Annotated in this window: 20 protein-coding genes; 1 reads left to right on the top strand and 19 read right to left on the bottom strand. The window is 30.5% G+C overall.

Annotation, left to right across the window (positions count from 1 at the left end; all coding sequences use genetic code 11):
* Window positions 1–594: 594 nt before the first annotated feature.
* Complete coding sequence (locus ACJJVO_RS02805; RefSeq protein ID WP_405570172.1) at window positions 595–1,344, top strand: hypothetical protein; 750 nt, start codon at window positions 595–597, stop codon at window positions 1,342–1,344.
* 1,216 nt (window positions 1,345–2,560) lie between these two features.
* On the opposite strand, the gene ACJJVO_RS02800 is transcribed toward ACJJVO_RS02805, so the two are convergent.
* The 19 genes from ACJJVO_RS02800 to ACJJVO_RS02710 form a co-directional block, all read right to left on the bottom strand.
* Window positions 2,561–3,115 carry a hypothetical protein gene (locus ACJJVO_RS02800; RefSeq protein WP_405570169.1) on the bottom strand — a complete coding sequence of 185 codons (555 nt, stop codon included), beginning with the start codon at window positions 3,113–3,115 and terminating at the stop codon, window positions 2,561–2,563.
* A 109-nt stretch (window positions 3,116–3,224) separates the two neighbouring features.
* A complete protein-coding gene (locus ACJJVO_RS02795) occupies window positions 3,225–3,593 on the bottom strand; it encodes a hypothetical protein (protein ID WP_405570166.1) in 369 nt (122 codons plus the stop codon).
* Window positions 3,590–3,883, bottom strand: a complete 294-nt coding sequence (locus ACJJVO_RS02790; RefSeq protein ID WP_405570163.1) for a DUF6804 family protein — start codon at window positions 3,881–3,883, stop codon at window positions 3,590–3,592. Before ACJJVO_RS02790 ends, ACJJVO_RS02795 begins: the two co-directional genes overlap by 4 nt.
* A gap of 36 nt (window positions 3,884–3,919) precedes the next feature.
* The gene (locus ACJJVO_RS02785; protein WP_405570160.1) at window positions 3,920–4,861 is read right to left on the bottom strand and encodes an endonuclease/exonuclease/phosphatase family protein; all 942 of its coding nucleotides are present in this window, start codon (window positions 4,859–4,861) and stop codon (window positions 3,920–3,922) included.
* A 61-nt stretch (window positions 4,862–4,922) separates the two neighbouring features.
* Complete coding sequence (locus ACJJVO_RS02780; RefSeq protein WP_405570157.1) at window positions 4,923–6,839, bottom strand: hypothetical protein; 1,917 nt, start codon at window positions 6,837–6,839, stop codon at window positions 4,923–4,925.
* Complete coding sequence (locus ACJJVO_RS02775) at window positions 6,836–8,251, bottom strand: S8 family peptidase (RefSeq protein WP_405570156.1); 1,416 nt, start codon at window positions 8,249–8,251, stop codon at window positions 6,836–6,838. Before ACJJVO_RS02775 ends, ACJJVO_RS02780 begins: the two co-directional genes overlap by 4 nt.
* Before the next feature lie 12 nt (window positions 8,252–8,263).
* A complete protein-coding gene (locus tag ACJJVO_RS02770) occupies window positions 8,264–11,113 on the bottom strand; it encodes a virulence factor SrfC family protein (protein WP_405570154.1) in 2,850 nt (949 codons plus the stop codon).
* A gap of 2 nt (window positions 11,114–11,115) precedes the next feature.
* Window positions 11,116–11,841, bottom strand: coding sequence for a hypothetical protein (locus ACJJVO_RS02765; protein WP_405570152.1), 726 nt, complete (start codon window positions 11,839–11,841; stop codon window positions 11,116–11,118).
* The gene (locus tag ACJJVO_RS02760) at window positions 11,834–14,806 is read right to left on the bottom strand and encodes a virulence factor SrfB (RefSeq protein WP_405570149.1); all 2,973 of its coding nucleotides are present in this window, start codon (window positions 14,804–14,806) and stop codon (window positions 11,834–11,836) included. Before ACJJVO_RS02760 ends, ACJJVO_RS02765 begins: the two co-directional genes overlap by 8 nt.
* 15 nt (window positions 14,807–14,821) lie before the next feature.
* Entirely contained in the window at window positions 14,822–16,180 is a 1,359-nt protein-coding gene (locus ACJJVO_RS02755; RefSeq protein ID WP_405570146.1) for an SH3 domain-containing protein, read from the bottom strand.
* Between the two features lies 1 nt (window position 16,181).
* Window positions 16,182–17,951, bottom strand: coding sequence for a hypothetical protein (locus tag ACJJVO_RS02750; protein ID WP_405570145.1), 1,770 nt, complete (start codon window positions 17,949–17,951; stop codon window positions 16,182–16,184).
* A complete protein-coding gene (locus tag ACJJVO_RS02745) occupies window positions 17,944–19,143 on the bottom strand; it encodes a hypothetical protein (protein ID WP_405570142.1) in 1,200 nt (399 codons plus the stop codon). Before ACJJVO_RS02745 ends, ACJJVO_RS02750 begins: the two co-directional genes overlap by 8 nt.
* A gap of 9 nt (window positions 19,144–19,152) precedes the next feature.
* Entirely contained in the window at window positions 19,153–20,250 is a 1,098-nt protein-coding gene (locus tag ACJJVO_RS02740) for a hypothetical protein (protein WP_405570139.1), read from the bottom strand.
* A 281-nt stretch (window positions 20,251–20,531) separates the two neighbouring features.
* Window positions 20,532–20,825, bottom strand: a complete 294-nt coding sequence (locus tag ACJJVO_RS02735) for a TM2 domain-containing protein (RefSeq protein WP_405570137.1) — start codon at window positions 20,823–20,825, stop codon at window positions 20,532–20,534.
* A gap of 407 nt (window positions 20,826–21,232) precedes the next feature.
* Window positions 21,233–21,898, bottom strand: coding sequence for a DNA-binding response regulator (locus ACJJVO_RS02730; RefSeq protein ID WP_405570136.1), 666 nt, complete (start codon window positions 21,896–21,898; stop codon window positions 21,233–21,235).
* A 1-nt stretch (window position 21,899) separates the two neighbouring features.
* Window positions 21,900–23,522 carry an ATP-binding protein gene (locus tag ACJJVO_RS02725; protein WP_405570133.1) on the bottom strand — a complete coding sequence of 541 codons (1,623 nt, stop codon included), beginning with the start codon at window positions 23,520–23,522 and terminating at the stop codon, window positions 21,900–21,902.
* 255 nt (window positions 23,523–23,777) lie between these two features.
* Window positions 23,778–24,140, bottom strand: coding sequence for a hypothetical protein (locus ACJJVO_RS02720; protein ID WP_405570131.1), 363 nt, complete (start codon window positions 24,138–24,140; stop codon window positions 23,778–23,780).
* Window positions 24,141–24,212: 72 nt separating this feature from the next.
* A complete protein-coding gene (locus tag ACJJVO_RS02715) occupies window positions 24,213–25,295 on the bottom strand; it encodes a hypothetical protein (protein WP_405570128.1) in 1,083 nt (360 codons plus the stop codon).
* A 273-nt stretch (window positions 25,296–25,568) separates the two neighbouring features.
* Window positions 25,569–26,774, bottom strand: a complete 1,206-nt coding sequence (locus tag ACJJVO_RS02710; protein ID WP_405570126.1) for an aspartyl protease family protein — start codon at window positions 26,772–26,774, stop codon at window positions 25,569–25,571.
* Window positions 26,775–26,947 lie beyond the last annotated feature (173 nt).

The raw sequence follows: 26,947 nt of genomic DNA, 5'->3' as shown, positions 1-26,947 counted from the left end.
TGAATAACAGAAAGTTTTAACAAAAAGTGAACACAAAACTGAACACGTTTTGGAACACGATTAAGAACATAGTGAATTTTTAAAAGTCTTAAAATCAATTATTTAAGATTTTAAAAAAAGTGCTTTTTAAAATTCATAACCCAGAGGTCACGAGTTCAAATCTCGTTCTCGCTACAACAGTAAAAGTCTAGTACGAAAGTGCTGGACTTTTTTTATGCGTTGCGCCGAAGCTCGCTTCAAAGCGCAAAAGCATGAAAAAAGGCTATAACAATGCCCTAGCATTGTAGACTTTTACTATTGTACAGCTCACCTTGCGAAGATTCTATAAATCTCGTTCTCGCTACAACAGTAAAAGTCTAGTACGAAAGTGCTGGACTTTTTTTATGACTATACCGTACGATGTGCTAAGCCTTTATTTTTCTACACTATTTTATTTAGGCGGTTGGTTTGTTTTTCTACTTATCTCTTTGGTTCTGATATGCTTTACTTCTGCCATTGATACGGGATATACCCGAATGATACCTAAAGCACATACGCTATATACACGCTATACCTATTTGTTATATCGCTAAAAATCATTACTTTAGTGTTTCCATGGCACGACAAAAAGGACTATTAAAATTTACAGGAACCTTAGGTGGTATTAATTTTTACGTTGTAAAAGGTGTTGGGTTTGCGCGTAATGCTGGTGGTGGTTTTAACGGTGATGCCATTCGTCACCAACCTAATATGCAACGTGTACGTGAAAATGCGAGTGAATTTGGGCATTGTAGTACAGTAAAAAAAGCTTTTAGATTGGCCTTGATGCCTTTTTTACATGGCTATAAACATTCTAAGTTGCATGCACGTATGATGACCTTATTTACGAGTATAAAGGCTTTGGATGCGACTTCTGAACGTGGCTCTCGTAGGGTTGGTGAGGGGTTACAAACTGCTAAAGGTAGACTATTGTTGCGCACTTTTGAGTTTACACCTCAGCATAAGATGCTGAATGCTGTACTACGTCACTCTAATTTTAATTGGTCTTTGCAAGGTCTTAGTGTTACGGATTTTAGTGCTAAATTATATCCGTCTCCTAAAGCGGCAACGCACGTAGGTTTAACTTTAGGGATTTTGGACTTTAACTTTGATACTTTAGACGCTCCATTAATGGTTGCTCCTACTTATTTTTTAGACGTGTCTTCTGCGTCTTATTCTTTTGAGATTGCCATGGATGCGGTTGTGGTTACTGATTTTGTAGGTATTGCTGTTCTTGGTTTACGGTTTTATGAGGTTATTGATGATGAGGTTTATGGGTTGGATGCTATGGTTGGGGTTCGTTTATTGGATGTTAGGGTTTCATAAAAATTCTCTTTTTGTGAATCTTTATTTTCAAAACGATTTATTCTATAATTATATGTATTCATTTTTTTCTTGATAAAAAAACGAACCAAAAAAATCAAGACTGCCAATTATTTAGCTAAACTTTTTGTTTGCTGCGGCGTAAAAATGGAGGGCAGTGGTTGAATTAATAATAGCATTTCCCAAGTATCTTATTAAAATGGTTTATTGTTTATGTCTACCATCGATTTTTACTACTCCCTTTGCTTCACTGCATGTTTTACGCTAAATAATTGAAGGTCAAGTTTTCCGACTTTGTCGAAATTGGGGAGATGATTGTTTATTGCTTTTCGCTGTTAGTAAGGTTAAATTTAATTACTGGTATTTCAATTTTATTACATAGGACGTCGTGAATCTTTGGTTTCAAAACGATTTATTAGGAGTTACTCATCCATTCTTATTGTTTAAATAGGTTTTCGTGAATGCTACGCATTTTCTAAAGCACCATTCGCTGATACATTGTTATTTTAAGGACTTTATAAAACTTGTTTTCCAATCCTTGATATGATAAATTAACAATAAGTCTTGCTCTTTATTTCTGAAAATCGTTGCTTCAGACAGTGTCGGAATTTGGGTAATGCATATTTTCTTGCGCAGTTCTATTGGACCTCTATTTTTAACTATTTAGGATTGTCCCCTAGAGGATTAATGAGAAACAAAATATTTTGTTATGAAACTACCGAGCGCAGCTCTTAGGGGTGTTTGCCGTATGAAATCTTTTTGTTTTTTATGTTCATTTTATTCCTGTTATTACTATTTTATTTAATAGGAAGTCATGAATGCTATCGCATTTGTATTCGTGGATATCTATTTTTCGGATACTCATGATGTGCTTTGCAGTTGTTGATATAAGCACGAACCAAAAAATATCAAGACTACCGATGATTTAACTAAACATTTTGATTGCTTCGTCTTAAAAATAGTAGGTAATGGCTGTATTAATAATTGCGTTTCCCAAATATTTGATTAATTTCAATTATTGGTAGATCTGCCCATATTCGTTCCAAATGGAATCGGTATCATAACTATTGCAGTTAAGACAGCCTAGATACTGTTTATTATAATTGCCTACATATAAGTGAAGTGTTTGACCAAAACTTAATTGAGCCCCAACAATTAGAAAACTAAATAGAAAGAATAATCTTATCATAAACATTTTTGTTCCTTGGTTTTATTAATATTAATTTGAAAGGCCATCAATCTTCTCTTTAGCTTCAATAAAAGATGCCTTAATGATTTCAGCATCCTTTAAAAATAGTGTCTTATCTGAACCATATTTTTCTAATATCAAATACCAAGTACTTTTTCCTTTGCTCACATAATAACCAACTTGAAATCCATCTTCAGTTACAAACTTATTTTCTAGATAATCAGGATTCATAATTACATCTGCTTCTTCTTGTACCTTTAGACTTTCCAATGCTTTAATTAATTCTACTAAATCTAAATATGCTATTGATGCTGTTGATTTCGAATACTTTCCTGGCTTTTCAATTTGATAAAAATAACCTTCAAGGTCTCCACTATTTATTTTTCTAATTCTAGTTTCTGTTTTGACTCCATAAGAAGACTTTATTCCTGTAAGATTATAATCTGTAAATTTTGTAATTATGCCAGTTTTAGACGCAAAAACATCCATTTTAGTTTTAACTGTTTCAGAATCCTTTTTCGCTTCTTGTGCATACATTGTTAATGTGCATAATAAAGTAATTACCACTAGTCTTAGTCCTTTCATATGTTATCGTGTTATTATAAATGATCTGAATTAATTATACTAACTCATCTAATTTCAAAACTAGGACTTTATGAAGAACAAATGTTGAGGAAATCCGTAATGAAAAGAACTAATGCTGATGGCACCTACCATTAACATTTTTAGTTTTCCTTTTACAACGTGCGCCTGATTGCGTTTTACCTGTGCATTGGCTTGCTACCGCTTTTTTAGACGGCGTTGTGTTTTCAGATTTTGGAACAATTGTATTGGGTTGCGTTGCAGCACTCGTATTTCCTTTATTAGGTTTACAAACTGAGCATGCTGAAAAACCTAGCGCTTTAGCTTTATCTAGGGTATATTCTTTTTTAGAATACTTTAGATACCTACAAGCTGATTTGTGATATTTCTCACCTGTTTTTGTGGTGTACACGGTTTGTGCCAGCACTGTATTTGCAAAAGTGAAGGCTATAACTACTAAAAGAATTCTTAAGGCTTTCATTCCGTTTTGGGTTTTACCACTAAAGAAACCACTAAAGAAATACTTACTATAACATCCACAACATTCCAAATGGTTCTACCTAAGGCGATTTTGAAAAAGGGCTGAAACAAAATGGCTAGAGCTACATATATAAAAACGGCATTGGTATTATTTTGTTTATTGGCCATAAGAGCCAAATAACCAAAGCCAACTAATGCCACAAAACGCACCAATTGATAGAAGCTGTAAGGCATATCTAACAAGCATAAGATTAGTAAAAGCGCTAGTATAATTTTGATGGGCTTCTCCATAAATTAAATAATGTTTATCTCATATTAAAGAAAGATTTAATCTTTACCCATTTGAGAAATATTAAATTCTAAGAAAACAGGTAAATGATCAGAAATCAATCTTGCTGCTTTTAAGTTTTCGCAAGTTTTGATATAATCAACAACTCCTGAATTTTTCAATTCTATTTCTTTAGTATAATATATATTATCAATACTATAACTAAGATATTGCCCAAAAGTACATTTTCGTTTTAATGTAGTTTGCGAATCTTTAACAGCAGACTCAAACCCTTGCTTGTAAAAATCATCCCAAACCTTATGTTTCTCATTTAAATTGAAATCACCTACGATTAATAGCTTATCTGTATTTAATCGCTCTTGATAATTTTTGATATTACTGATTTCTAATTCTGGATTATCGTCGTGCTTCCGTGAGTGAAAATTGACAACATGAAACTTATAACCTGTACTTATTTCCTTAAACTCTGCTATATATGGTTCTCTAACTATTACTTCGGCCAACTCCTTATCTAAATAAGCGCGTCCTTGTATATCTATTTTGCTAGTTTTCCATAAATAAGCATAGCGCTCACTCATATAAACCGATGGACTTTTTGTTGGATCACTTATTATATAATCCCATTTAGCACCTTTACGATTTAATTCATCTGCTATTTTTGCCACTTTTTGTGCCCCAGCAGGATGTTTGGCCACCACCTCTTGAATGGCTACGATATCAAAATCTTTTAAAACATCTACTATAAAGGCAATTTCTTCTGTGTTTTTAGTTTGCCCTAGGTCTTGGATGTTCCAAGTTATTAGTTTTATGGAATTTTTATCAAGTGAAATATGAGTTTTAGATGCTTGGGAAGCTAAATTATCTACTGAAATTATAGATTCAATTTGCACTTCGGTAGCTGATAAATTAAAATTATTATTACTTAAAAAACATGAAATAAGTAATACAATTGAAAAGAAAATGAACTTAGACTTCTTCATGAAATTTTAAACAGATTTGCTTAACGTAAATTAGTATTGCTATATAAAAAACATCAATTAATTACATAGGACATTCTACATGATACCTCCAAATAGATTGAATATTACCACCACCAATCACCTCGACTGTAATTATTTGACTTGTAAAACCTATAGTAAGTGATTTATCACCACCTGAGGCTTCATTTATACTCCAAATAGGCTGTTCATTATGCATATTAAGTTTAGAACAATCATATATTCTAATAATATCGGCATGTGTACCACCTGTATTATATGAAAATATAAACGTTCCTTTGTTTTTTATAAGATTAAATTCTTTTACCGAATTACCACCTGCGTTATGAGCATCACCTCCAGAATTACAATCTTCGATTGGTTCTTTCCTTTCTGCTAATTTATTTAAGTAAATCACACTTTCAGTCGTTCTAAAATAAGTTAAGGGAACATTAGCATTTAAACTTTCATAACCCGATTTACTAACAAAAATATCTGTTGATGTATTTTTAAACATTTGTTTGAATAACCGATACTTACCATACTCTAAGGTTAAATTACCCAAACTATCGGTTTTGTCCTCAAAACTCTGAACTTGATATTTACTAATTTCAGAACTCGATACTTCTGCAAACTCAATAGGTAGTTTAGTGTTTTTATCTAACACAGTATAGTGATGAGTAACTTGCGTAGGTATTAATAGTAAACACAAAAAAAAAAGGAAGAAAGGTAACCATAACCATAAAAAACGTTTCTTTTTAACAATAAAAGTGTATCTGTTTTTATCAATATGTGTAAACTCGGTTTTCCAACTTGTATTTTTAAAATTCATAAAAATACCATACTCAATATCTCTATTTAGAGTATCTAAGTAAACTATCCCATTATCATCGGTAATATAATTCTGTTTTCCATTTTGACCATAAATACTAACCGACTTATTTGTTATAGGTTTACGACGCCAATTTAAAAACTCTAACTCAATGCTTTTTTTAATTATTGGCTCTTCCGCATCATACAATGAATCGTGGTTTGTATCTACAATCGGTGGATCGTAAATAATAGTATATTCATTATCTTCACTAGGTAATTTGTCAGATAACAACTCATTATTTTCGTTTGAAAATATCTGAAATTCACCTTCTGATTCAGGGTGTTGAAAATTATAATTACCAGCTCGATCTGTTAGAAAAGATTTGCTTTTATAAATTTCTGACTTAAATAAAAAATAGCAATTAGAAACAGGTTGATTATTTGAGTCAATGACATTAAAAAATAGAGTATGATTTCTCTCAACAATTATCGTGTACTCATCTATCTCTTCAACTTTTAAATTAACATCTTCAAAATTTCCATCAACGTTACTTATAGCAATTATGTTTCCCTTTTTTAAATTATTTATTTTAATTACCCCCTCGCTATTGGATGTTGCTAGTAAATTTAAATCATCTGAAGAAATTGAAGCATTTATACCCTGTAAAAACTCATTTTTATTGGATTTAAACTTTACAATAAGTGATTTCATTGATGCTGAAAATATCTTCTTTAAAATTCCTTCTCGTTTGACATGTTCATCTTTTACATATCCCCATTCTGTAAGAATTATATTGACATTATTATTTGAATCTCTAGTATAAAAAATTGAATTTTCGTCAGGCACTTCAATAATATCTTGTAAAAAATCTTTGTCATTACTATTTCCTATAATAGCTGACATCTCATTAAAAGAACCTCTAATTAGGGTGTCTATATGCTCTTTATTTTCTCTATCTAAACTCGTATAGTTAAGAAATGGCCCCTCAAAAGTAGTTTGCCAAACAATACTCCCCTGGTTAACTTGAATAATAGGCTTAGCAAATTCTAAGTTTTTAATAATGCCATGGAATGTTTTATTTATAATTTTATAATAATGTGAATTAGAAGCATTATCATTAAAAACAGATTTAACACCACCCAAATTAGATTCATTTACTATATTCATAATGCCTTAATTTTTAATAATAGTTGGTCTATTTGAATTAAATTATCCCTTCCATTAAAAGTTTTACCTGTTTCATTCATTAACCTTTTTATATCAGCGATAGTAAGATTTTTATCTACAGACATAATTAGCGCTACACAACCTGAAATTATTGGCGACGCCATAGATGTACCATCCATCTGCTTAAATTGTTGATTTGGAACGCTACTATAAATATTGACTCCAGGTGCATAAATATCTACACCTTCACCATAATTAGAAAATTCAGCTGTTTTTTCGTTTCTGTCTGTAGCGCCAACAACTATTGTTGCTTTTGATCGTTTCATAGGATCTAATGAAGAAAGTACTGCAGAATTACCAGCGGCTTGTACAATTATAGTTCCTTCTTTAGCCGCAATTTCATATACTTCGTTCCACATTGCGGCTTCATCCAAATAAATTTCGTTTGCGTAAACTTCTTGTTGCTCTTCTGTCAGGCTTCCAAATGCTTTGGATAAATCTATACCCAAAGACAAGTTAATTACATTAGCCTTATTTTTTAAAGCATAAAAAATCCCATCTAAAATAGATGAGGTTGTCATCATTCCATTTCCATCTGCTATTTGAATTGGTATTAGTTTACTCCTTGGTGCTACTCCCGAGATTCCGAAGCCATTATTTATTTCCCCCACAGCAGTTCCTGCAACGTGAGTACCATGTACTGATTTTGAGTTGTACACCCTAACCTTATCCGAATATTCAAACACATTCCATGGCTTTTCAATTTGATTAACCAACTCTTCGTGATTGGGATCGAATGAATCATCAATTACCGCAATTTTAATGCTAGGGTCACCCATTGTTTGATTCCAGGCACGATAAAGTCCTATCTGTCTATAAAACCAATCGTACTCTAGGTTACTAAATCCTGGATCTGACTTGGATTGATTGTTAGAAATAATTGATTCATAACAGACAAATTTAACTAATTGGAAATCTTCTTTAATTTGTGTTTTTAATTGTTTTTGTCTATTCGGTGGTACCTCAAACTGTACTCTTTTATAGGCATCTGCAAAATAAGTCACACTGATTGAGTCATCAATGTATGTATTGATTACAGCCTTAGAAAATAGCTTTAAATTTGTGGTATCTTGAACATAAACGTTCAATAAATTAGATAGTATAGGTCTTTTTAATGGATCGTCTGGTATTATAATTTTTGTAGTATCAATAGGTTTTAGCACATTAGGTTTGTCAGGAAAAATAGGTGTTATTTTAGAATAATTAGGATAAGATCCATTCCAAAACTCATTAGGTGAATTACACTTTCTTAATAAAAAAACAATAGTCAATATGCACAAAGCGGCAATAATAAATGGTAAAATTGTTCCGCTTTTTCTAAATTTTTGAAACTCAAATTCTTCTTTGCTCATATTGCTTAGAATTTATAATGACTGTATAGTCGTAATTATAGTCCCTATTTCAGCATTTATCTCACTGTTAAAATCACTTTCTATTCCATATTCTTTTTTTACATTTTCTTTGAATAATTCTTTTACACCTAATGAAAATTCTAAAATATATTTTTTTGAATTTCCGCTAATGATTTCTTTTGTAATAATAGATTTATCGTTTAAACATGATACATTTGAAAAAATAGGATGATTGTTTTGTTTGTGAATAGGTTTACTCTCTTGTTCATTAAACAACCAGGTTGCGGAGAATACATAACGGTTTAAAATACTTGTTATACAACTAGCAATCAGATTAAACTTTTCTTTTGTTATTCCGTCCTTTAATTCCTCATCGATTATTTTAACGATCTCATTTTTAATCTGTTGTTTTGAGCTACTTTTTAAAATTTCTGAAAAGATAGTTCTGAACACTTCACTATTACTTTCTGTCGATTTAATATTATTCTTAAAGGTTATCGATGTTAGTTTTCCTGCCCAATGGTTTAAGACTAAATCTGAGAATAACTCACTTATGTTTTTAGATTTTAATTTTGTTGACAATAATTCATCTACAGTAACTCCAATTTGACTTTTTAAAATAGCGTTTAAATCCGTTTCTCCAACTTCGTAAAAATCTAACAATTCTTGTTTTACTATAGATTTAGATGTTTTACTTTCTAAGTTTATCCCAATGTTAGCCAAAAATGATTTTACATTTGTAAAATCAATATTTTCCTCAGTACTTTCCTTTTGAACGTTAAATTTAAATTCATATAGCAAGCGCCAAATCTCATTTTCTGTAGTTGAAATTTGTTTTAAGTAATGGCTTAATGGGCTGTCAAAATTATTACTTAAACTTAGAATAGAAGTAAATGCCATAGCTCCTTTTATTTTAGCCTGCTTAAGGTCTTCATCCATATTTCCAGATGAATGTTCACTTTCTAAAATATCTAAGATACTCTTAACTGCAACTTCATATATTGTTTGCAATTGTGCCAACATATTTATAGGGTGAGAGGATGGCTCTAAATATTTACACAAATAATCAATTCCTGTTTTATTTGGCGAGAGTAATTCTTCCCACAGTGCGCTTTTATCAAATATAAAATTATTAACTACACTAGAGTTCATAAATGATGTCTTCATATCATTTATAATCCCTATTTTTTCTGGTCTTAATTCCTTTTCTAACTGCGCTAAAGGTTCATATCCATTAAAAAATGTTCCCGAAAACCCGGGATCACGAATTGGAAATATAAATTTGAAAGAATCATTTTCTCTAGTCCAATTTTCAGTCCATTTATCCTCAACTGGTTTACTCATATAATTGCTGAAGTTTTCTTTGAAACGCGCATGCCATTTAGAGTTATGAGAGTCTGGATCGTTTAAGACTTCTGCACCCCCTTTACCACTGAGCTCCACATTAAACTTTGTCATCGCAATTAATAACGGTGAAATACTATTAACATCACATTTGATATTCTCAGAATTCAGCAGTCGTAAAACTTTTTCTTGATGGTTATTTCTGGCTTCAGGACTATTTCCAATATACCGTTTGATCCATTTATCTAATAACCCTGGAGACTCAGAAACTAAAGGCGGTTCATTATCCATACAATATAATAAAGTTGAAATACCAATATCTCTATTATATAAATAAAACAAATACGAAACTTTACCTCTCACGTACATCGATAACTTGGCGTCTTCAATATTTGAATTAAATACGGATTCGGGAATTTTGTCTCTACTTTTACTACCAGGAAAATCTAATAAATCTGTATTTAAGAGAAAAGATTTATCTTCAGTGTCTTGAAAATCATTTGGGATTTCAAAATGTAATTCTTTTATTAAGGCACTAAATTCACTAACAGCTACATTAGTTATTACTCCTTCAGTATTACAAACTGAAAGCTGTTCTAAACTGGGTTGATAGAACATTTCCTTAACACGTTCTACATCTAGGATATTTGTTGTATTACCAAACTGAGGGTCTTTTTTCCCATTAATAACTGCTTTATCATTCACATAAGCAACCTTAGAAAAACCGACATCATACAACGCATCACTCAACCTATTAAAAACCGTTGTTAAAAATTCATTCTTACCCCAAAAATAATGTAACAACTCCCATCTTCTATTATGAGCTATTTTAGGAAGTAATTCTATTAGGTCGTTAAAAAAGTCAATACTTTGGCAGTATTTTATTCTGTACTCGTCTTTATAAGTATTAATAAGGTAATCGTTAAAATCGTAAATTTCATCTTCATGAAGATCTGTTTTTTTTAGTGTATTACTCTCACTTTTAAGTGAAGCTACTTTTTCTAAAATCTCTTCTCTGTCTAATTCCTCATTATAATCTTGTATATCTTCCAAGTAACCATTAATTAAAATTGAAGCGATATCTAATTGACTTAGCAACTCGACTTTATAAGGATAATCTGGATTTACATTTACAGGCTTACTCGTTGAAAAGCGCGTAATAATCCCAGTTGATTCTCTCCCACCTGGAGGATTTATTTTTTGTAAAAAATCGATACGTTCGTCTGTAATGGAATTTAATATTTCTAATTTAGAAGTCTTAGGTGATTTAGCTAAACTTCTCACTAAAAAAGATTTACCTACTTGGCTTTGTCCAAAAATAGCAACTGATGGTCTCTTTTGAGTTGCATTTATTACTCTATTAAGATTTCTTTTATTTTCTTGTAATAATTTAATCTTTGACTCTTTAGTTGCTAGATCTCCATTAGCTTTCATCCACTTAATTCCATCTTGCAAAGCATTAACTGCTTTTTCTGTATTAGTGTTTATAGTATTGAATCTATTATTAATGTTTTGCATACTTAGATGGTTTTAATTTGTCCAAATTTTAAAACTTCTTCATTAGTTGAATCTAATAAAATGTAACTGAGACCTCTTGCTATACGTTGGCCACTACCCGACACTATTTTATGGAATTTCGGATCGATAAAACTACCATCCTCAGGTGAAATGAAAGTATAGCTTTCATGATTCTGATTTATTAAATTTGCGACTGAACGATAGATGTACTTTTGTTGTGTTATATTATAATTCTGTAATTTCTGCAACATAACACTTAATGAATCATATAGATTTTCAATATTTAACGGCTCATTTTTCAATTCATTATCAACCCCTTCTAATGTATTAATTAATGTTTTTATAAATAATGCACTCTCTTTCGTATTATCTTCTATTATTTCAGTAATAAGAGGTTCTAATTCCTTGAAACGTTTAGGCAGAACTGATTCCGATTGAAATACCTCATCTTTTACTTCTTTATTTTTCTCTAATTGCTGTCTAGCTATATTAAATAACTTTGTTATTATTTGATTAGAATCATCTAAAAACATGTTTACCCTTGCTTTATTAGCTTCTTGAAATTTTTCCAAATCCTCCTTAGTAAAATCAGTATCCTTTTTGTTTAAGAAAAATTTAATATCATCTTTTAAACTTTTAGATGATACAATCGTTGATGATTTATCATTATCTAAACTAGTGCTTTTATGAGGATTATTACTCCTTGGGTTAATTCTAAGTTTATTCATCTGAGAAGTTTTTTAGTAAAAATGACCCGTTGTCTTTCCAATATTCTAAACCATTAGGTAACGTTTTAAAAAGAAGTTTGAAATAGTTTTCACCTTCTACTTCATAACCATTTTTATCAACAATAACCATTTCATCTATAAGCAATTCTTCCTTATCATCTTCATCTCTAGAGATTGTAATAGTAAATGGATATTCAAAATCTTCTTTAGCTAATAAATCCTTATGATAATCATCAATAAAATTAAAGACGTATAGTGATGAAGCGATCCAATCTTCAGAAGGCAACTGTCTCATCCCTATAGATACTGGTGCTCCAAAAAACATAAACTTACCTTCAAATTTATTTTTCTCAACTATTAATTTTGAATCTTTTATTCTTGAAAAATTATCACTTAACACACCAAGATATTCAGCCGTAGATTGTATTCCTGAAAGTTGATTCAAATCGATTCTGAATTTATCTAATTTATTTATGGAACTTAAAAATGCAATTAAGGCACCAACACTTACCGTTGTTTTTGGATCTTTTACTTCACCAAAATTTGCAAAAGGGTACCAATCCCCAAATTTATAATTTCCAAAATTTATAATTTTATCAGGACTTAATACCAAAGATTTTTCAAACAATTCTCTAATAATCGCTAAATTACTGGACTTACCTGATAGTAATAAAACATCACAATCAAAAACACCAATTAATTTTGTCAACTGATCTACCACAGGTTTAATAATATCTGCAATAGCATAATTTATTAATTCCGTATGAAAATCAATTAAAACGTCAAAAAAGTTAAATGTAGCCAAATGACATTTCCTCTTAATAACATCTTCGATATATGGAATTAAATTGTTTTTAGGTTTTGGATAGATTTTAAATACATCTCCAATTGTTTTTTTTCGATTGACACTATTAGTATTAACATGATTAATAGCTTCATAAGCGCAATATGTTGCTATTTGATTGGCAAATTGTTTTCTATAAATTCGATGTGTAGCCGCTTGATTTCCTAAATTACTACCAAATAAATAATTAAGAGTTTCATCTACATTTATCCCTTCCTGTTCTTTTAAATATTTTTCAAAACTAGGAAGAATAACAAATTCTATAATACGTTTAACAATATCATCACCAGCCACATTGAACCCTTCCCAAAAAACAGGAATAGGTTTAATTATTGGTATCTCTGATTCTGCATCTGCTTGGTAGTTGCAAATCATTAAATCTGTAGTACCACCACCAATATCAACAGTAGCAATAGTTACAGACTCTTTGCTTGGAAATAAAGTATTTTTGCGTTTTTTTCCTTTGTACTTAAAAAACAGCTCGTGCCTTCCTTTAAATTTATCAACCATCTCACTATATAAATAAGTGATTTGAGAACATGTAGCTTCATCATATTTCCATGGTTTTTCAGAATCTTCAAAAGAGATCTCGTTTTCAAAAGGATGAATTTTCAGCTCTTGGTGTAAACTATTAGGATACTGCTTTTTCACTAAGAACACGGCTGCTTCTATTGACTCTTTAAGGTATATTTGCTCCTTTGCTGTCATGGCTGTTGGACAGGTAATTACAATGTTCTTTAGAATTCTACGAAATGAAGAATTACCCATATCTTTTCTATAGCTATGATTGTTTATCTGAGTTAACGCTTGATATAAAATTTCCACTAAGGCAAAAGTCATTAAAGATGCTCTAGAATAGTTACTTTCTGTAGTAGGAAATCCGCTTTTACTAACTGTACCATCCGTATTTAGATATTCTGCAATTCCAAAAAGGGCGGCTTTTCTAAGATTTTCATGCTGGTTATAACCAATATAACCATCTTTATCTACCTTAATCCAAGGTAAGCTAGATTCACTATAATCCCACAAATAACGTTTTGGACTACTCATAGTTGCTTGTGAATCTTCACTTTCGAAAATTGAAGTTAATCTTACGGCTTCTTTACCAATTCTTAAAAGACTTGGCCACTGAAAAACATCACTAAAGTAATCACTAGCTTCATTTCCAAACTTTTCTTCGGCAAAAGCAACTTGCATTTCAAAAGGTTCTTCATTTACTTGGTAAGGAATAGATAAATCTCTTATTTGCAGTTTCTTGGATGACGTAAAATCGAATGTAGTGTTAGGTTTTGGGGATGTCGTTTCAACAATTAATCCACAAGTTCTCGAATTCCCAATGTCTAAAACCAAACCAGTTTCAATTGTTTTATCGTCAGTTAAAAGTGCAATTTCGGGAAAACCATTGGCTTGATCCAAGATATCTAAGAGCACAAAATAGTTAGCATAATGCCTAAAGTAATTTTTTGACCGATTTACTTTTAAATCATAAATATTGGACAACCAACTATCAATTTCAGCTCTACTATAGAAATCAGTAAAAAAACGCTCCTTAATAACACATTTAAATCGTGTATTTCCTGATGATGTAGCGTCAGAATGGTTAGGTTTTAAATAATTGCCTTGCTCATTATCTATAGTATCAGTATCAAAGGCTAGAACAATTTTATGCGTGCTATTTTCTTTTTTCTGAGTTTCTAAATCTACTTCCCCAAACCACATTCTACACCAGTCGTGTGGTCCAGAATGAAATGGTTTTGATCGGTCATTTCTAGTTCTAAAATATGGTAATGGAATCCAATGACCTGTATAAACATCGAACGCTTCACGACCTCTAACTTTGTAAATATTACTCTTATCTATAATTTTAATGAAATCTTCTCGTATTTCTTCAGGAATTACATCACCGTTTCTATCAATAGCTTCGGCATTAATCGAGTCAAAATCAACATAGCTATCATTCCATTTATAAGGAAATAATATGGAACCAGATTCTTCCTTTCCATTTTCATCATAAATGATTTCCTCTGCAAAACTTTTTTCACTACTTAAGTTGTCATCCTCATTTATCTTAAGTGGAATTTCTATAAATTGTATGCCTGTATTTTGAATTAGTTCAATCATGTATTATAGAATTATTTAATGATATATAAAGTCTTTTCTTTTTAAAAAACCATTATATATATTATTATTTTTTTTTAGCTGAACACTATACCAATTATTCTTTAAAATTTTATTTTTTACAAAAACCTTATCATTTTTATCTAAAAATATCAATCTTGAATCAGGATCTTCATTTCCTATTTCTTGTGGAAAAGCATATAATGCAATCCTACCATAGGTCCATCCTACTTTTGCAGATTTATTAATAGGTTCTATACGATTTTTAGCTATATTTTTAGAAACAAACCGATTAGACACATAACCTATTTCACTCCGATCATTATAACTGATTTTTGCCCAAAGTGTCTTTTTATCAAACCCAAGTACAAAAACCTCATCACCATCAGATAATACTGTTTGTAAATTATCTACTGCTGCGTTATAAAAAGGTGCACTTCTAACGTTAACATTGTATGCAGTATTACTAATATACATTTTGTCTTCAATTGGGTATATGGAACTGTCTGCGGTTTCGTCTGAAGTTCTACCAGATCTATTCATCGCAAACATTAGAACTAGAAAAATTGAGACACAAAAAAGTATTATTGACAAAATTCTATATATCTTTTTGTCTTTTTTTTCCCTGTTTAGCTCAGTAGTAACATTTTCCAGCTTATTTTGAAATTCAACATTGACTTCATTCTTATTAATAGGTGGAATGATAGTTTTCTTTACTTCTTTTATAGGACGTTTTAATGTTTCTTTATTTATTTTTACATAACCATTATCATTACGTTCCAATTCACTAAACATAGAATCTGAAGACACCAATAAAAGGCTTACTATATTTGAAAATGACTTATTCGTACAAAAATGATGTAAATACTTTTTTGCGTCAGTACTAGAAAATGAAATTAGATTATAACCGTTTATGTAATTTTTAATAGACTTATGTCCTAACTTTTCATCCTTAAATATTTTAAAATCTTTGTTGGTACTAGGTAATATTACACCTAAATCATTATCCTCAATATTATAATCATTCTCAAAATTACGCTTCAATTGACTTAATAAATATTGAACACCATTTATAATTTTATCTTCATTTACTTGTAAATCCTTAAAACAAATAGCACTTCCTAAAATAAAGTTTTGATTGTTTTTGTTAACCCATTCTAATAAAACAACTAAATAAGTATCTTTAATATTTTGGTTACTTTGTGTACTGCTAACTCTCTTAAAACAGAGTAATTTTTGTCCAACTTCATTTTGTGTAAATAAGGTATTTGTAATTGTGTTAATTTTATTTTCCAACTGCAAGTCTTCAAACAAACCGTTTGAATCTATAACTAGATTCGAGGTTTTTTTTAATATGGCATATCCAATATTATTCAAGTCAATTATTTATTTTATAAAATGGTAGTTTTATTTTATTCCCTTTTTTTAAATCTTCTAGCTTTCCGTTTTCTTTATAAATCACCCATTTAAAATGCGATTCTATTAGGTTTGAATCCTTCAAGACCTCGGGATTTACGTTTTGGTATATATCGTTAGGTTCTTTCATATAATTCTCTAATTGCTCAGCTATTTTATCTTCTCCTCTCCATGCAACCTGAGGCTTTAGTTGTTTTATTTCATTTTCAATGGTTATAAAATATGTCTTTTTAGAATTAGGACTTAATCTATTTACTAATGCATCATCTTTATAATCAAATTCCCAAAATTGCCATTTATGATCTACAATAAATCGATACTCATCAGAATTTTTATTGTCCATAAAATTTTTCAACAAATCATCGGCTGCTTTCCTGAATTCAAAATGGTTAGCCGTTGTGCTACTATTTTTAAACTTATTTAGTTTGTCTAAAAATTCTTTTGATTTTTTCTGTGCCGCTGCAATTTCAGCATTCTCAGCGTTGACTATTTGCTCTTTTTTCTCTGTATCTGCGATATGTTCATTTAACTCAATTTCTTTGAATATAAATAAGCCAATAAAAGTTAACAGTAAAAAAGTAAGAATTATAAATAATGAAATAATTTTCTTCCAAGCCTTAGATTTTCTTTTTGGCATTTGTTCAAAATAAGTATCTACATAAGCCTTATTTCTAATTTCTTCAGAATTAGAACTCTCTGCGATTTTTATATTTGAATATTCCCTTATTCTATGAGATGCTTCTTCAATAGTTCTTCTTAATGCTTCATATTTACGATCATTTTCACTTGGCATACTATTATTTTTGCTAAAACCTATTGGTCGCTGAAAGTTTGTGTTTCTAGAAACTTTCCTATTTTTGTTTACGACTTCCTCCAACTGATTTTTAGCATGTAAAAGCTCTTTATCAACAATTTCAAGTTCACTTTTATAAGAAGATATTTTATCTTCTAAACGTTTTGCCTCATCGTTATCAATAGCAATTTTATTTTGAAGATTAGCAGCATTTCTATTAATAAATTTCAACTTCTCATCGTCTTTTACTAACCTGTCTTTAAAGAAGATTAAATAACTATTATAATTGAATAATTCAGCAAGTGGTAACTGTTTAAAACCATTTGGCTTCATTTTCTCAATAACTGAGTTCGATGTGCTTGCATATAAATAATCTACCGAATGAAAAGAACGGTTTAAGGCAAAATTATATAGAAGTGATGCGGCTTCTTTCTCTAAGCTATTAAGTTTAATAACTATATTATTATTCGATGAAGATATTGGTGCATAATTTAATTTACTTTCTTCTAGTCCGAATTTTTTATTGGCATCGGGTAAACTTACATTCCAGTTATCAGCATCAATTGAATTAAATCGATTATCTGTATCTACATTTTCTTTCATTTTAGAAAACAAATACACTAGTCCAGAAATCATTTCTTCAGCATTTGGCATTTTACCTTTAAAACAAATAGCGCTACCTACAAAACCTCCAGCCCTATTTTCGCCATACTGTAATGCATTTTCGTATAAAGCTATGAGTAACGCGTCTTTTTGTTCTAAATTATTTAAGTTAGAAGGAATTCTTCTTATCACAATGATTTGTTCTCCTTTATCAAGAACAATATGCGAATTATTTAAGTATAAAGACTTATCTAAATTTAAACTCTTAAATAAACCGTTTGAAACTACTGCTATTCCTTTAGGACTTCCAAATACTGCATATCCGATATTATTCATTTGAAAATATGTTTTTTATCGACTTTAAAAATTTATTCAAAGTAGATGTATTAACTTCTTCATAGAGAGATCCACCCGTTGCTGTTTCATACATCCAATCCAATAATTTTCTTGAGTCTTCAGGTTTAAATATGTAGGTATCTCCTTTTATTGTGTCTGACACCACATCTCCTATGGAAAATTTCATATAAGCCATTTCCCTATTTGTGTCGAATAAATTATTTGTAAGTATTGGTAATTTCTCTTCTAAATAATCTTTTACACTATCGTATTGATTCGCAATTTTATCCCATTTATTTACTGTTATTAGGACTGGGTTAGTAGTATGGCCCTCCTTATGCACATACATTAAAAACTGATTTATTAAATCTTCACTGTTCTCAGGTGTATCGACATCCACCACGCATATAAATTTCATATTGCATTCTGGATGCTGAAGGTAGGCATTAATACGAGCATCAAAATCACCTCCTGCCTTACCTTCGTCTCGAAGTTCTATCTCTCTTAAATCTTCTCCCGCCATTTCTAATAAACAGAAAGGCATATTTGTTTTTCCATTAGGCTCAAATTCTAAATTTATTTCTGTAGGAAATACAAATTCAGTAGTATCTAAAGTTTGAGTTCCAGCAATAAATTCACCATTTCTGACTTTTTTGGTCATTTGACTTAAAGCATAGTCCCCTTTTCTATGATGTGCTTGATCATTTAATCCAAGTGACCTTAATTGACCAATTCTCGATGTTTGTATGTAATATAAAAGACCTGATAGCATTGCTGACTTACCAGCGGTAGAGTTCCCAAAAACGAAAAAATAAGGCATATTAGGATCAATTACTAAATCTACATTTGGTGTGTTTGGAATTATTGGCTCATCGATGCTTATATTATCGATACTTGAATCTTCATCAAAAGTTTGGTCGATTGAATTAAATGGGTCTTCAGGTTGAACATCATCAAAATCCTCCACATTATCCGCAAAAGGATTTTTAGTAGTTTCTAAATCATCTAATGTATCTCCATCAAAAAGCGTTGGTCTTTTATCTTCTAATTCTAAACTAGAAAAAGGATTTGATTCTTTTGTACTTTCGCTTTCAACTTCAGACCTTAATGGCATTTCTTTTTTGCTTTCGGTATCAATTTCATCAATCCTTTTGCGATTGAGCGGTAATTTTGTTTTACTATTCTTAGCCATAACTGTATTTTATAATCTTCTTGGACCTGTAGGTATTTGTTTTCTTTTATTAGAATTATAGGGAAAAACTAAAAACAAAAATCCAAGAGGAATTAAATCAATGATTAAACTAAAAAATGAAGCAAAAATACTTGCTGTTGGATTCTCCCATTTTACAAATGCACTTTCTAAAGAATGCTTAATAGTACCAACTTGCCTTTGGTCACTTTCCTTTAATTCATTAAAGTTAAAATCAACTTTGTTCGTCAAGCTCCCTAAATAACCTTTAACAGGATTCCCAATGACTTCATTGTTTGTTTTTCTTAAATCTTCAAGCATTTGAAACCCTAGTACTTTTACCGAGTCATTTTTAACCATTGAATCATATTGGTCATTCACAATTTTATATTTGGATTTTATAGGATCGAAAACTTTATTTAGTTCAGCTTGTTTTGCTTTTTCTATAGAATTATAATAACTTATTGCTGTTTTTTTGAAATTATTAAACTTTGTTGTGTTTTGAACCTTAGTTAATTCTCCTATACTATGATCTAAATATTTAATATTATAATTTTCAAAAAGATTATTAATATCTGTCCATTTCTTTTTGGCAGCTTTACCATAGCCATTGTAAGGTCCTTGTTCTTCCATTTGAACTCGTAACTGTTCTAACTCAGAATCTAAATTCACCTTCAAGTCTAACAACCCTGTAGATTTATCCATAGCTGAAATAGCAGAATTGTATGTATTATTAAGCGCTGTTGAATAGACAGCTAATTCACTTCCTACTAATTCCCCTTTCATTTGAGCTCCATAAATTGCATTGAAGTTTCCAAAAAAACTAATACCAAGTGGTAAAAGATATCCAAGAATTAGCATTTTATGAGGGATTCCAGCAATTCTTTTCTCCATTATGGTGTAATTAAGACCGAAAAATATTAAACCACTGACAATTGCAATTAATATTGCAGGAATAAATCCGAGAAATTTTTCATAACCAATAAATGTTTGATACGAACTAAATGGTACAAGCAAAAAATTTAATGCAAAGTATATTATTTTCATTCCCAGACCTTGCTTATTATCAGTCTTTTTTGGGTTGTTTCTAGTAGTGTAATTTATTGCCATCGTTGGTTATTAGTTAGCGTCAATATTTAATATGTCACTTAGTTTTTATTATAAAAAATAAATGCATGTTGCGGTTAGGTTAAATTTAGTTTTTAAATATAATAGTTCTAATTTAAACACATTCAATATTTTATTGGAAATGCAGAAAAATAGTGTTGATGTGTTAACTTATTTTACAACTATCCCAAATCTAATTTTCTCAATGAAAAAATCTTTACGATTTCCCGTAAAGATGTATAATTTTAGCAGAGATAAAACTACTTATTAATTTAAAAATAATTTTATTTATTTTTTGATGCTGCTATCATTGCCATATTTCTAGAATGCATTTCTTCTTTTTCATTTTTTTCAATGTCTGCAATTTGACTACTGATTAACATATTGTGATTGCTGATTTTAGTTGGAATATGAAATAGATCAACTAAACACCAGACGCCTATCCCTCCAAAAGTGAACCAATACAAGAATTGTAAACCCCATTTTCCTAAATAGGCATAGTGGCACCCTAAAAAGAACCAACATAAATATGCTGTTCCTGATGATTTCATTTTTGATACTAAATAATGTTTATTCATTTGTTATTTGATTTTTTAACTGTTTTTATTTACGAGTAATTATTTTACTATATTTCAATAATTGATTTGAGTGTTACTTTGAATTATTACCTAATTCAAAATTTATTTCTTTTATTCATTTTGCACTGCACTCGACGTTATACAAATCATTACGTTTAATACTAATTTTTTCAAACATAAAACCATTAAAAGCCAAAACCTTACGGTAAACCGTAAGCAAAAAAAAAAAAAAAAAAAGACAATTTAATAACCATAGCACCATTTTTAAAAGGCTAAATAAAAAAGTGCACATTTAAAATGTGCACTTTTCATTCCCCTCAAAACTACTTTAATAGCAAAATAATAATGAATTGCAAACTTATAAGAGCTTGATCTATTCTTATTACGGTTTACCTCAATCGTGTAAATTAAATAAGCCCTAAATCTTTTACGATTGCCACTAAGTGTATGGCATTATTGGCTTTGAATTGTATACGTAGTTTATTTAAATGTTTTTCTACCGAGCTTAAACTGCTTGGTGCTATGGCATTGCTTTTAAGAAAATTACTTATTTCATCTTGTGATAAGCCGTTGGAAAGCTGTTTTAGCAATTCTATGTCGTAGTCGTCAATTTCTAAATTTGAATTAGAACTTAATGCATGCTCAACTTGTTGTGAGACATAAATACCACCTGCATACACCGTATTAATTGCTGCATCTATTTCCTTTAGCCCATTTCTTCCTTTACACACATAAGCATCAGCTTTGTACGTTTGAATTAATGTTCTCACTTTTTGCAACCGATCTTCCACGGAATACACAATAACTTTTAGATCTGGATATTCTTGTTTTAATTGTTTAACTAAATCTTCACCTGAAGCGTACGTTTGGGCTCTATGGTCTGATTTAAAAGATAAATCTGTTATTAATAAATGAAAGGACTCTGCATTTTGATAGGCACTTTTTATTTTTAAATAAGCGTCATCACAGTATTGTACTTGTGTTACATTTGTAATTCCCAGGGCATCTAAAACCGTGCGCACCCCTTGGTTGATACTTCCTAAATCGTCGGATATTAATACTTTTGAAAACATACTAAATTATAACTTGTGCTTTAAAGCCTTTATTAATTTGAGACTCAAAAGTAATTGATCCGTTGATAGATGCGATACGGTTTTCCGCATTTTGCAAACCATCACTTTTAGTTATGTCACTTCCTACACCGTTATCTTTATATTCGATAGTTATTTTTTTATTGGTTTGACTGAAATTTAAAACCACTATGGATGCTTTGCTATGTTTGCGCATATTGGTCATTAATTCTTGTAATACTCTGTAAAGGATTGTTTTTTTGATATCAGACACACCATCCCAATTGATATTAGAACTATTTTTAGTTATCACATTGACCTCTTTGGTTCTATAACTCCATAGTAAATCACTGATTTGCTCATTAAAATTACCTTTTACATCTATTACACTATTTTCTTTTGAAATATCTCTTGTTCTGATATAAATATCCTCTAAATCGTCTAAAAGCTCTTCATTTACATTTTCGCTATTTTGAAGTTTAGCCATAACGTGATACACATCGTTAGCCACTTCATCATGCACTTTTTTTGAAATACGTGTTTCTGTATTATATACCTGCTGTAGTTTTTCTTTTTTGTGTCTATCGTTAAGCTTTAGCACAATAAATACTGTTAACAGTATAATGAATGCTGCTATTGATTGATACATCAATCGTTTCGACTTCTCTTTTTCTTTTAAAATTTCATTTTCATCTGCGCGTTTTTTCTCTTTAAAAAATTCATACTTGCTTGATGCAAATTGATTTTTGAATACTTGATTGGCTAGATTGATGCTATCATTTAATGTTTTAAACCTAATGACCTCATCATCGTTATTCAATGTCATTTTAAACCCTAAAACATTAGCTTCGTAATACTTATTACCACTATTCTTTGCTATTTTTAAGGCTTTATTAGTGGCATCTAGTGCTTTAATTTTATTGTTTCTATCACTATAATATTCCGCCAAATGTAAGTAGCTGGTTATTAATCCGGAATTTGACTCTTCATCCGCTCTCATCTTCAATCCTTTTTCTAAATTGACTAAAGCCTCAGGATGATTAATTTTTGATTGTGCGTAACCTAAATTATCATATAGTCTTGCGACTTTCCTTTTAGACTCATTTGCTAAACTAAAATCTAAAACACTTAAATAATCTGCTATAGCATCTTGATACCTCTCTTCTTTAAGGTACACATTTGCGCGATTTTTTATGACAGAATTCTTACTACTCAACTCATCGGCAATTACAATGGCTTTATTATAATAATTGAGTGCTAAGGCATTGTTCTCTAACTCTTCGTTAATAAGTCCTAAATGATTATATAATGCTGTTCGAGATTCATTATCTAAGGCATCGTTTTTATTAGAATGGTCTAATAGTTTTAGCGCTTCAATAGCATAATTCTCACTTTCATGCAAAAGTCCTTTTTTTCTAAGCGCGATAGAAATTAAGCGTAGGTCATATATGGCTCCAATAGTATCTGATCTTTTTAATTTATCTTCTTTAGCATTTAAAAAGAATCGAAACCCCTTTGTTAAATCTGAAATATTTTTAGGTTTTAGAATTAAACTTCGGAAGTCTATAGTGTCTCTATTTTCTTGTCCATAGAGGTTTTGACTAGTGCTAAAACTAAGTATTAGCATTAAAAAAAAACAAAAAAAGAGGCATGAAATTTTGGTTGAATTCATTCCTCTAAAATAATAATAAATTTAATATTAACCACCAATAATTGGTGTTGTAATTGTAGAATTTGAAGACAGTATCCCTTCATATTTAACACAACAGGAGTCTAGATATTTTAAATCTCATTCTCACTACAACGGTAAAAGTCTAGCACGACCTAATTAGAGTTTTTATACATTAAAAAGAAACGAGAACAAAACCAGAAAAACAAAACCTCAATTCACTAGCTCACGGCTTTGCGTCCCTACCCTATAACAACGTTCCTCACCAAGATACAACGGATTGCCATGCTTCTCTGACCAAAAGCCATCTAAAACATCTTTAGTGATGCATTTATACACCACAACGCCTTTATAAATAACGGCATCATCGCCTTTATAATTAAAGTTAATGACCAAGATGTTATCTTTAAAAAAGCCAGTGCCCAACTGTTCTTGGCTATTATTAATTAGCCATGTTGCTTTTATTCTGTTGTTCTCATCTAAAGCTAATTCTAATATCCCTTTGTAAGCTATACCTTCCTCGTTTTGATTGCTTCCTATAATATTGTAGGTTCCTGGTAGTTGATCTATGGTCATTTGATGTTTTGTATAATTTGTTTGGGATTTAGCCGTTCTGCGCTTTTTAGTTTACTATACTAAAAATGGTACCTACTCGATTTCAGTTATACTAAAATCTGCAAATAATACCTCTTCATCTCTAAGGTCTTGCGCATTTATTAAACTCCTATAAATTCCCCATTTTGGTCTCACAAAACTAGCATCTGCTCTCCAGTTTATAATTGAAGCATTTGAATAGGTAAATAAAACAGTGCCATCACTTACTTTTTTTATCTCAATATCATAAGTTCCGGATGTGCCATATTTTATGGTTTCAGTCACCTCTAACCATGAATCTATAAAAGCAGCTAAATTAGCTTCTGCGACGTTAATTTGAGTATCCGTTTCAGCATATCGTAATTGCAATTTATCAGGACTCCCTTTCTTAGCAGATAACGTATACATTGGCATGCTTGCTAATGATCCACCTACTGACTTGAGTTGATGTAAATGTGTGAAATTTGTAGAGGATTGAAATCCTGCTTTTAATTTAAATTTCCATTTGTAAACCACTTTCTCATTCTCTATGCCTAATAAATTATCGGGTGACTGGTCATACGTTTTTATCTCATTTCGTTGTCGATCAAAATTTATACAGCGATCGTTGTCTGGTGACGTATGCATGTAAAATCGAAAAACATTTTTATTCAATTCATTATCAAATAACTCATCGATATGATCACCAAATTCGGGATGATTACAGTCTGGCGCTTCTATAGGATCATAACCTGGAGCCAACACTGAGGTAATTAAATCATAAGTATTTCCTGGACCATCAGCACTTAGAACAACTCCTTGCGGAATTGGATTTTCTATGTCTTTTACAAGCGCAATGGTGACTGAATTATTAGTTGAGTTTGAATCGTTATATACACTCTGATTTTCTATTTTAAAAGCTATTGTTGCAATCACTTGAGTTGTATCCGCATTGAAACTTAGCTGTTTTTCGATTTCACTTTCTAAAGCTATTCCGTAATTATAACTTATTGCATTTTCTAATTTTTGCATTAAATCTGCCGCATCACCCCAAGAAATTAAGCTTTCTGATGATGAAATAGAAATGTCTGTTGTCACTGGCTCTATAGTTTCATCATTTTCATTGTTATTGCAACTACTTAAAATAATTACGAACATTAAAAAGCATACTCTTATACTATTTAAAGGATGTCTTATCATATGCTATTCATTTATAAAATTACGCGCAACCTGTTTATGCCCAATTAGTCGTGTGGTTGGCTACTAATTTAGTAAATAAATCACAGTTAAAATATGCAATAGTAATGTTTGAAAGTTGGCCAAGACCAAGCCATCTAATTATATGAGTTTGGCAAATTGTTTTAATCCTTAATTAACGAAAAACTTAATTTGCTATTTATAGTATTAGCTATTTGGCTTTGATTTTTTTTTTTAAAGTAATTCAGTTTTTAATAATTGAAACGTCAATTCTTTTCCTTCTCTCAAGACTGTAATAGAAACTGTGTCTGTTCCATTATCATAACCGTCACGATAGAAACCACAATAGTCCTCTTCTGTTATACTATCATAACTCGCATCATCTATACGTATTATTTTATCGTCTTGCTTTAAAAATTGAGATGCACTCGACGTTTCTACAATTCTATTTACGTAAATACCTTCATTTTCAAAAAGTGTAGAAAACCCATAACTTTTATAAGAATCGTTACCTGCTTTAGTAACTTCTATCAGTCTCAGCTTTTTCTTATTCCAGTTTAAGATGACTCTATAGTTTTTAAAGAATGTTAAACCTAAATTATTACCAGCGCCACTTTTTACCCTTGCATGTATATTATTAACCGTATGATTTCCAATTTTCAATTCATCAATATTAGTTTGGTAAAACGTTTTGGCCTCAGTACGTCCAAAGCCACCAAACGCTTTTTCAGTACCTCTTACATACCTTGTAATTAGATTGGCATCCCTTTGTTTTACAAAATAGTCTCCTCTTAATAGATTAGTGCCACCATTTCCAAAATCTACTGTATTATTTAGCACTTTCTCTCCATTAATTTTTAATGTAATAGAAGGTATTCCTGCAGTTCCTATATACATTTTAGAATCTATCGTTTCTGAAGGAATATCTAATTTACTTTCGTCATTAACGATTGTAATTAACTGATTTTCAAAATCGAAATCCCAAACGGCTTTTCTCATTAAGTTAGACCCAATAAATCCATCAATTTTAACACAACCAATTTCGGTTATTTTATTGAGATCAACGATACCAGCAATCGTATTTTGAAAATCAACATTTCCTATTTTAATATTACTAAGTCTTGTATATTCAGTTGAATTCGCAGTATCATTGATGTCCTCTATTTTCTCAGCACCGAGCACTCTACTATTCAATTCCTCTGCGAATTCTTTTGTTATTAAGTTTGAAGAACCTGTATCTAAAATAAAATTATGAGCTTTACCTTGGATTTCTACTTCTAAAACAATCCAGCCACTAACGTATGTAAAGGGAATGGTTGTTTTAAAATTTTCTTGAAGCACATTACCTTGTTCTAATACTTTGTCAATTTTAGAACCTGCACAACTCGTCAGCAATACTAGTAATGTAATAATTGAATAAAATAGTTGGTTTAATTTCATGATTAGCGTTTTTTGATTGATTTTTTTTATATAGAACAAACAGTCGTTCATCCCTTCTTAATAATAGACGCTAATTTTTATGATATGGTTGCCTGAGTTGTTTTTTAATGATACTTATTTTAAAGCGAATTGACATAAAAAAAACCTAACAAATAAGACAATATGACATCTTA

The organism is Winogradskyella sp. Asnod2-B02-A (genome assembly GCF_045063645.1).
In the GTDB taxonomy this organism is placed as follows: Bacteria; Bacteroidota; Bacteroidia; order Flavobacteriales; family Flavobacteriaceae; genus Winogradskyella.
The sequence above is the reverse complement of the archived record's forward strand: the minus strand, read 5'-3'. Positions and strand labels throughout refer to the sequence as shown.

Coding starts and splice junctions, on each gene's coding strand:
- ACJJVO_RS02720 (WP_405570131.1), bottom strand. CDS start 24,140: ATGACCATAGATCAACTACCAGGAACCTACAATATTATAGGAAGCAAT.
- ACJJVO_RS02730 (WP_405570136.1), bottom strand. CDS start 21,898: ATGTTTTCAAAAGTATTAATATCCGACGATTTAGGAAGTATCAACCAA.
- ACJJVO_RS02770 (WP_405570154.1), bottom strand. CDS start 11,113: ATGCAAAACATTAATAATAGATTCAATACTATAAACACTAATACAGAA.
- ACJJVO_RS02785 (WP_405570160.1), bottom strand. CDS start 4,861: ATGAAGAAGTCTAAGTTCATTTTCTTTTCAATTGTATTACTTATTTCA.
- ACJJVO_RS02775 (WP_405570156.1), bottom strand. CDS start 8,251: ATGAGCAAAGAAGAATTTGAGTTTCAAAAATTTAGAAAAAGCGGAACA.
- ACJJVO_RS02740 (WP_405570139.1), bottom strand. CDS start 20,250: ATGGCAATAAATTACACTACTAGAAACAACCCAAAAAAGACTGATAAT.
- ACJJVO_RS02795 (WP_405570166.1), bottom strand. CDS start 3,593: ATGAAAGCCTTAAGAATTCTTTTAGTAGTTATAGCCTTCACTTTTGCA.
- ACJJVO_RS02745 (WP_405570142.1), bottom strand. CDS start 19,143: ATGGCTAAGAATAGTAAAACAAAATTACCGCTCAATCGCAAAAGGATT.
- ACJJVO_RS02765 (WP_405570152.1), bottom strand. CDS start 11,841: ATGAATAAACTTAGAATTAACCCAAGGAGTAATAATCCTCATAAAAGC.
- ACJJVO_RS02725 (WP_405570133.1), bottom strand. CDS start 23,522: ATGCTAATACTTAGTTTTAGCACTAGTCAAAACCTCTATGGACAAGAA.
- ACJJVO_RS02760 (WP_405570149.1), bottom strand. CDS start 14,806: ATGATTGAACTAATTCAAAATACAGGCATACAATTTATAGAAATTCCA.
- ACJJVO_RS02790 (WP_405570163.1), bottom strand. CDS start 3,883: ATGGAGAAGCCCATCAAAATTATACTAGCGCTTTTACTAATCTTATGC.
- ACJJVO_RS02750 (WP_405570145.1), bottom strand. CDS start 17,951: ATGAATAATATCGGATATGCAGTATTTGGAAGTCCTAAAGGAATAGCA.
- ACJJVO_RS02710 (WP_405570126.1), bottom strand. CDS start 26,774: ATGAAATTAAACCAACTATTTTATTCAATTATTACATTACTAGTATTG.
- ACJJVO_RS02800 (WP_405570169.1), bottom strand. CDS start 3,115: ATGAAAGGACTAAGACTAGTGGTAATTACTTTATTATGCACATTAACA.
- ACJJVO_RS02715 (WP_405570128.1), bottom strand. CDS start 25,295: ATGTTCGTAATTATTTTAAGTAGTTGCAATAACAATGAAAATGATGAA.
- ACJJVO_RS02735 (WP_405570137.1), bottom strand. CDS start 20,825: ATGAATAAACATTATTTAGTATCAAAAATGAAATCATCAGGAACAGCA.
- ACJJVO_RS02780 (WP_405570157.1), bottom strand. CDS start 6,839: ATGAATATAGTAAATGAATCTAATTTGGGTGGTGTTAAATCTGTTTTT.
- ACJJVO_RS02805 (WP_405570172.1), top strand. CDS start 595: ATGGCACGACAAAAAGGACTATTAAAATTTACAGGAACCTTAGGTGGT.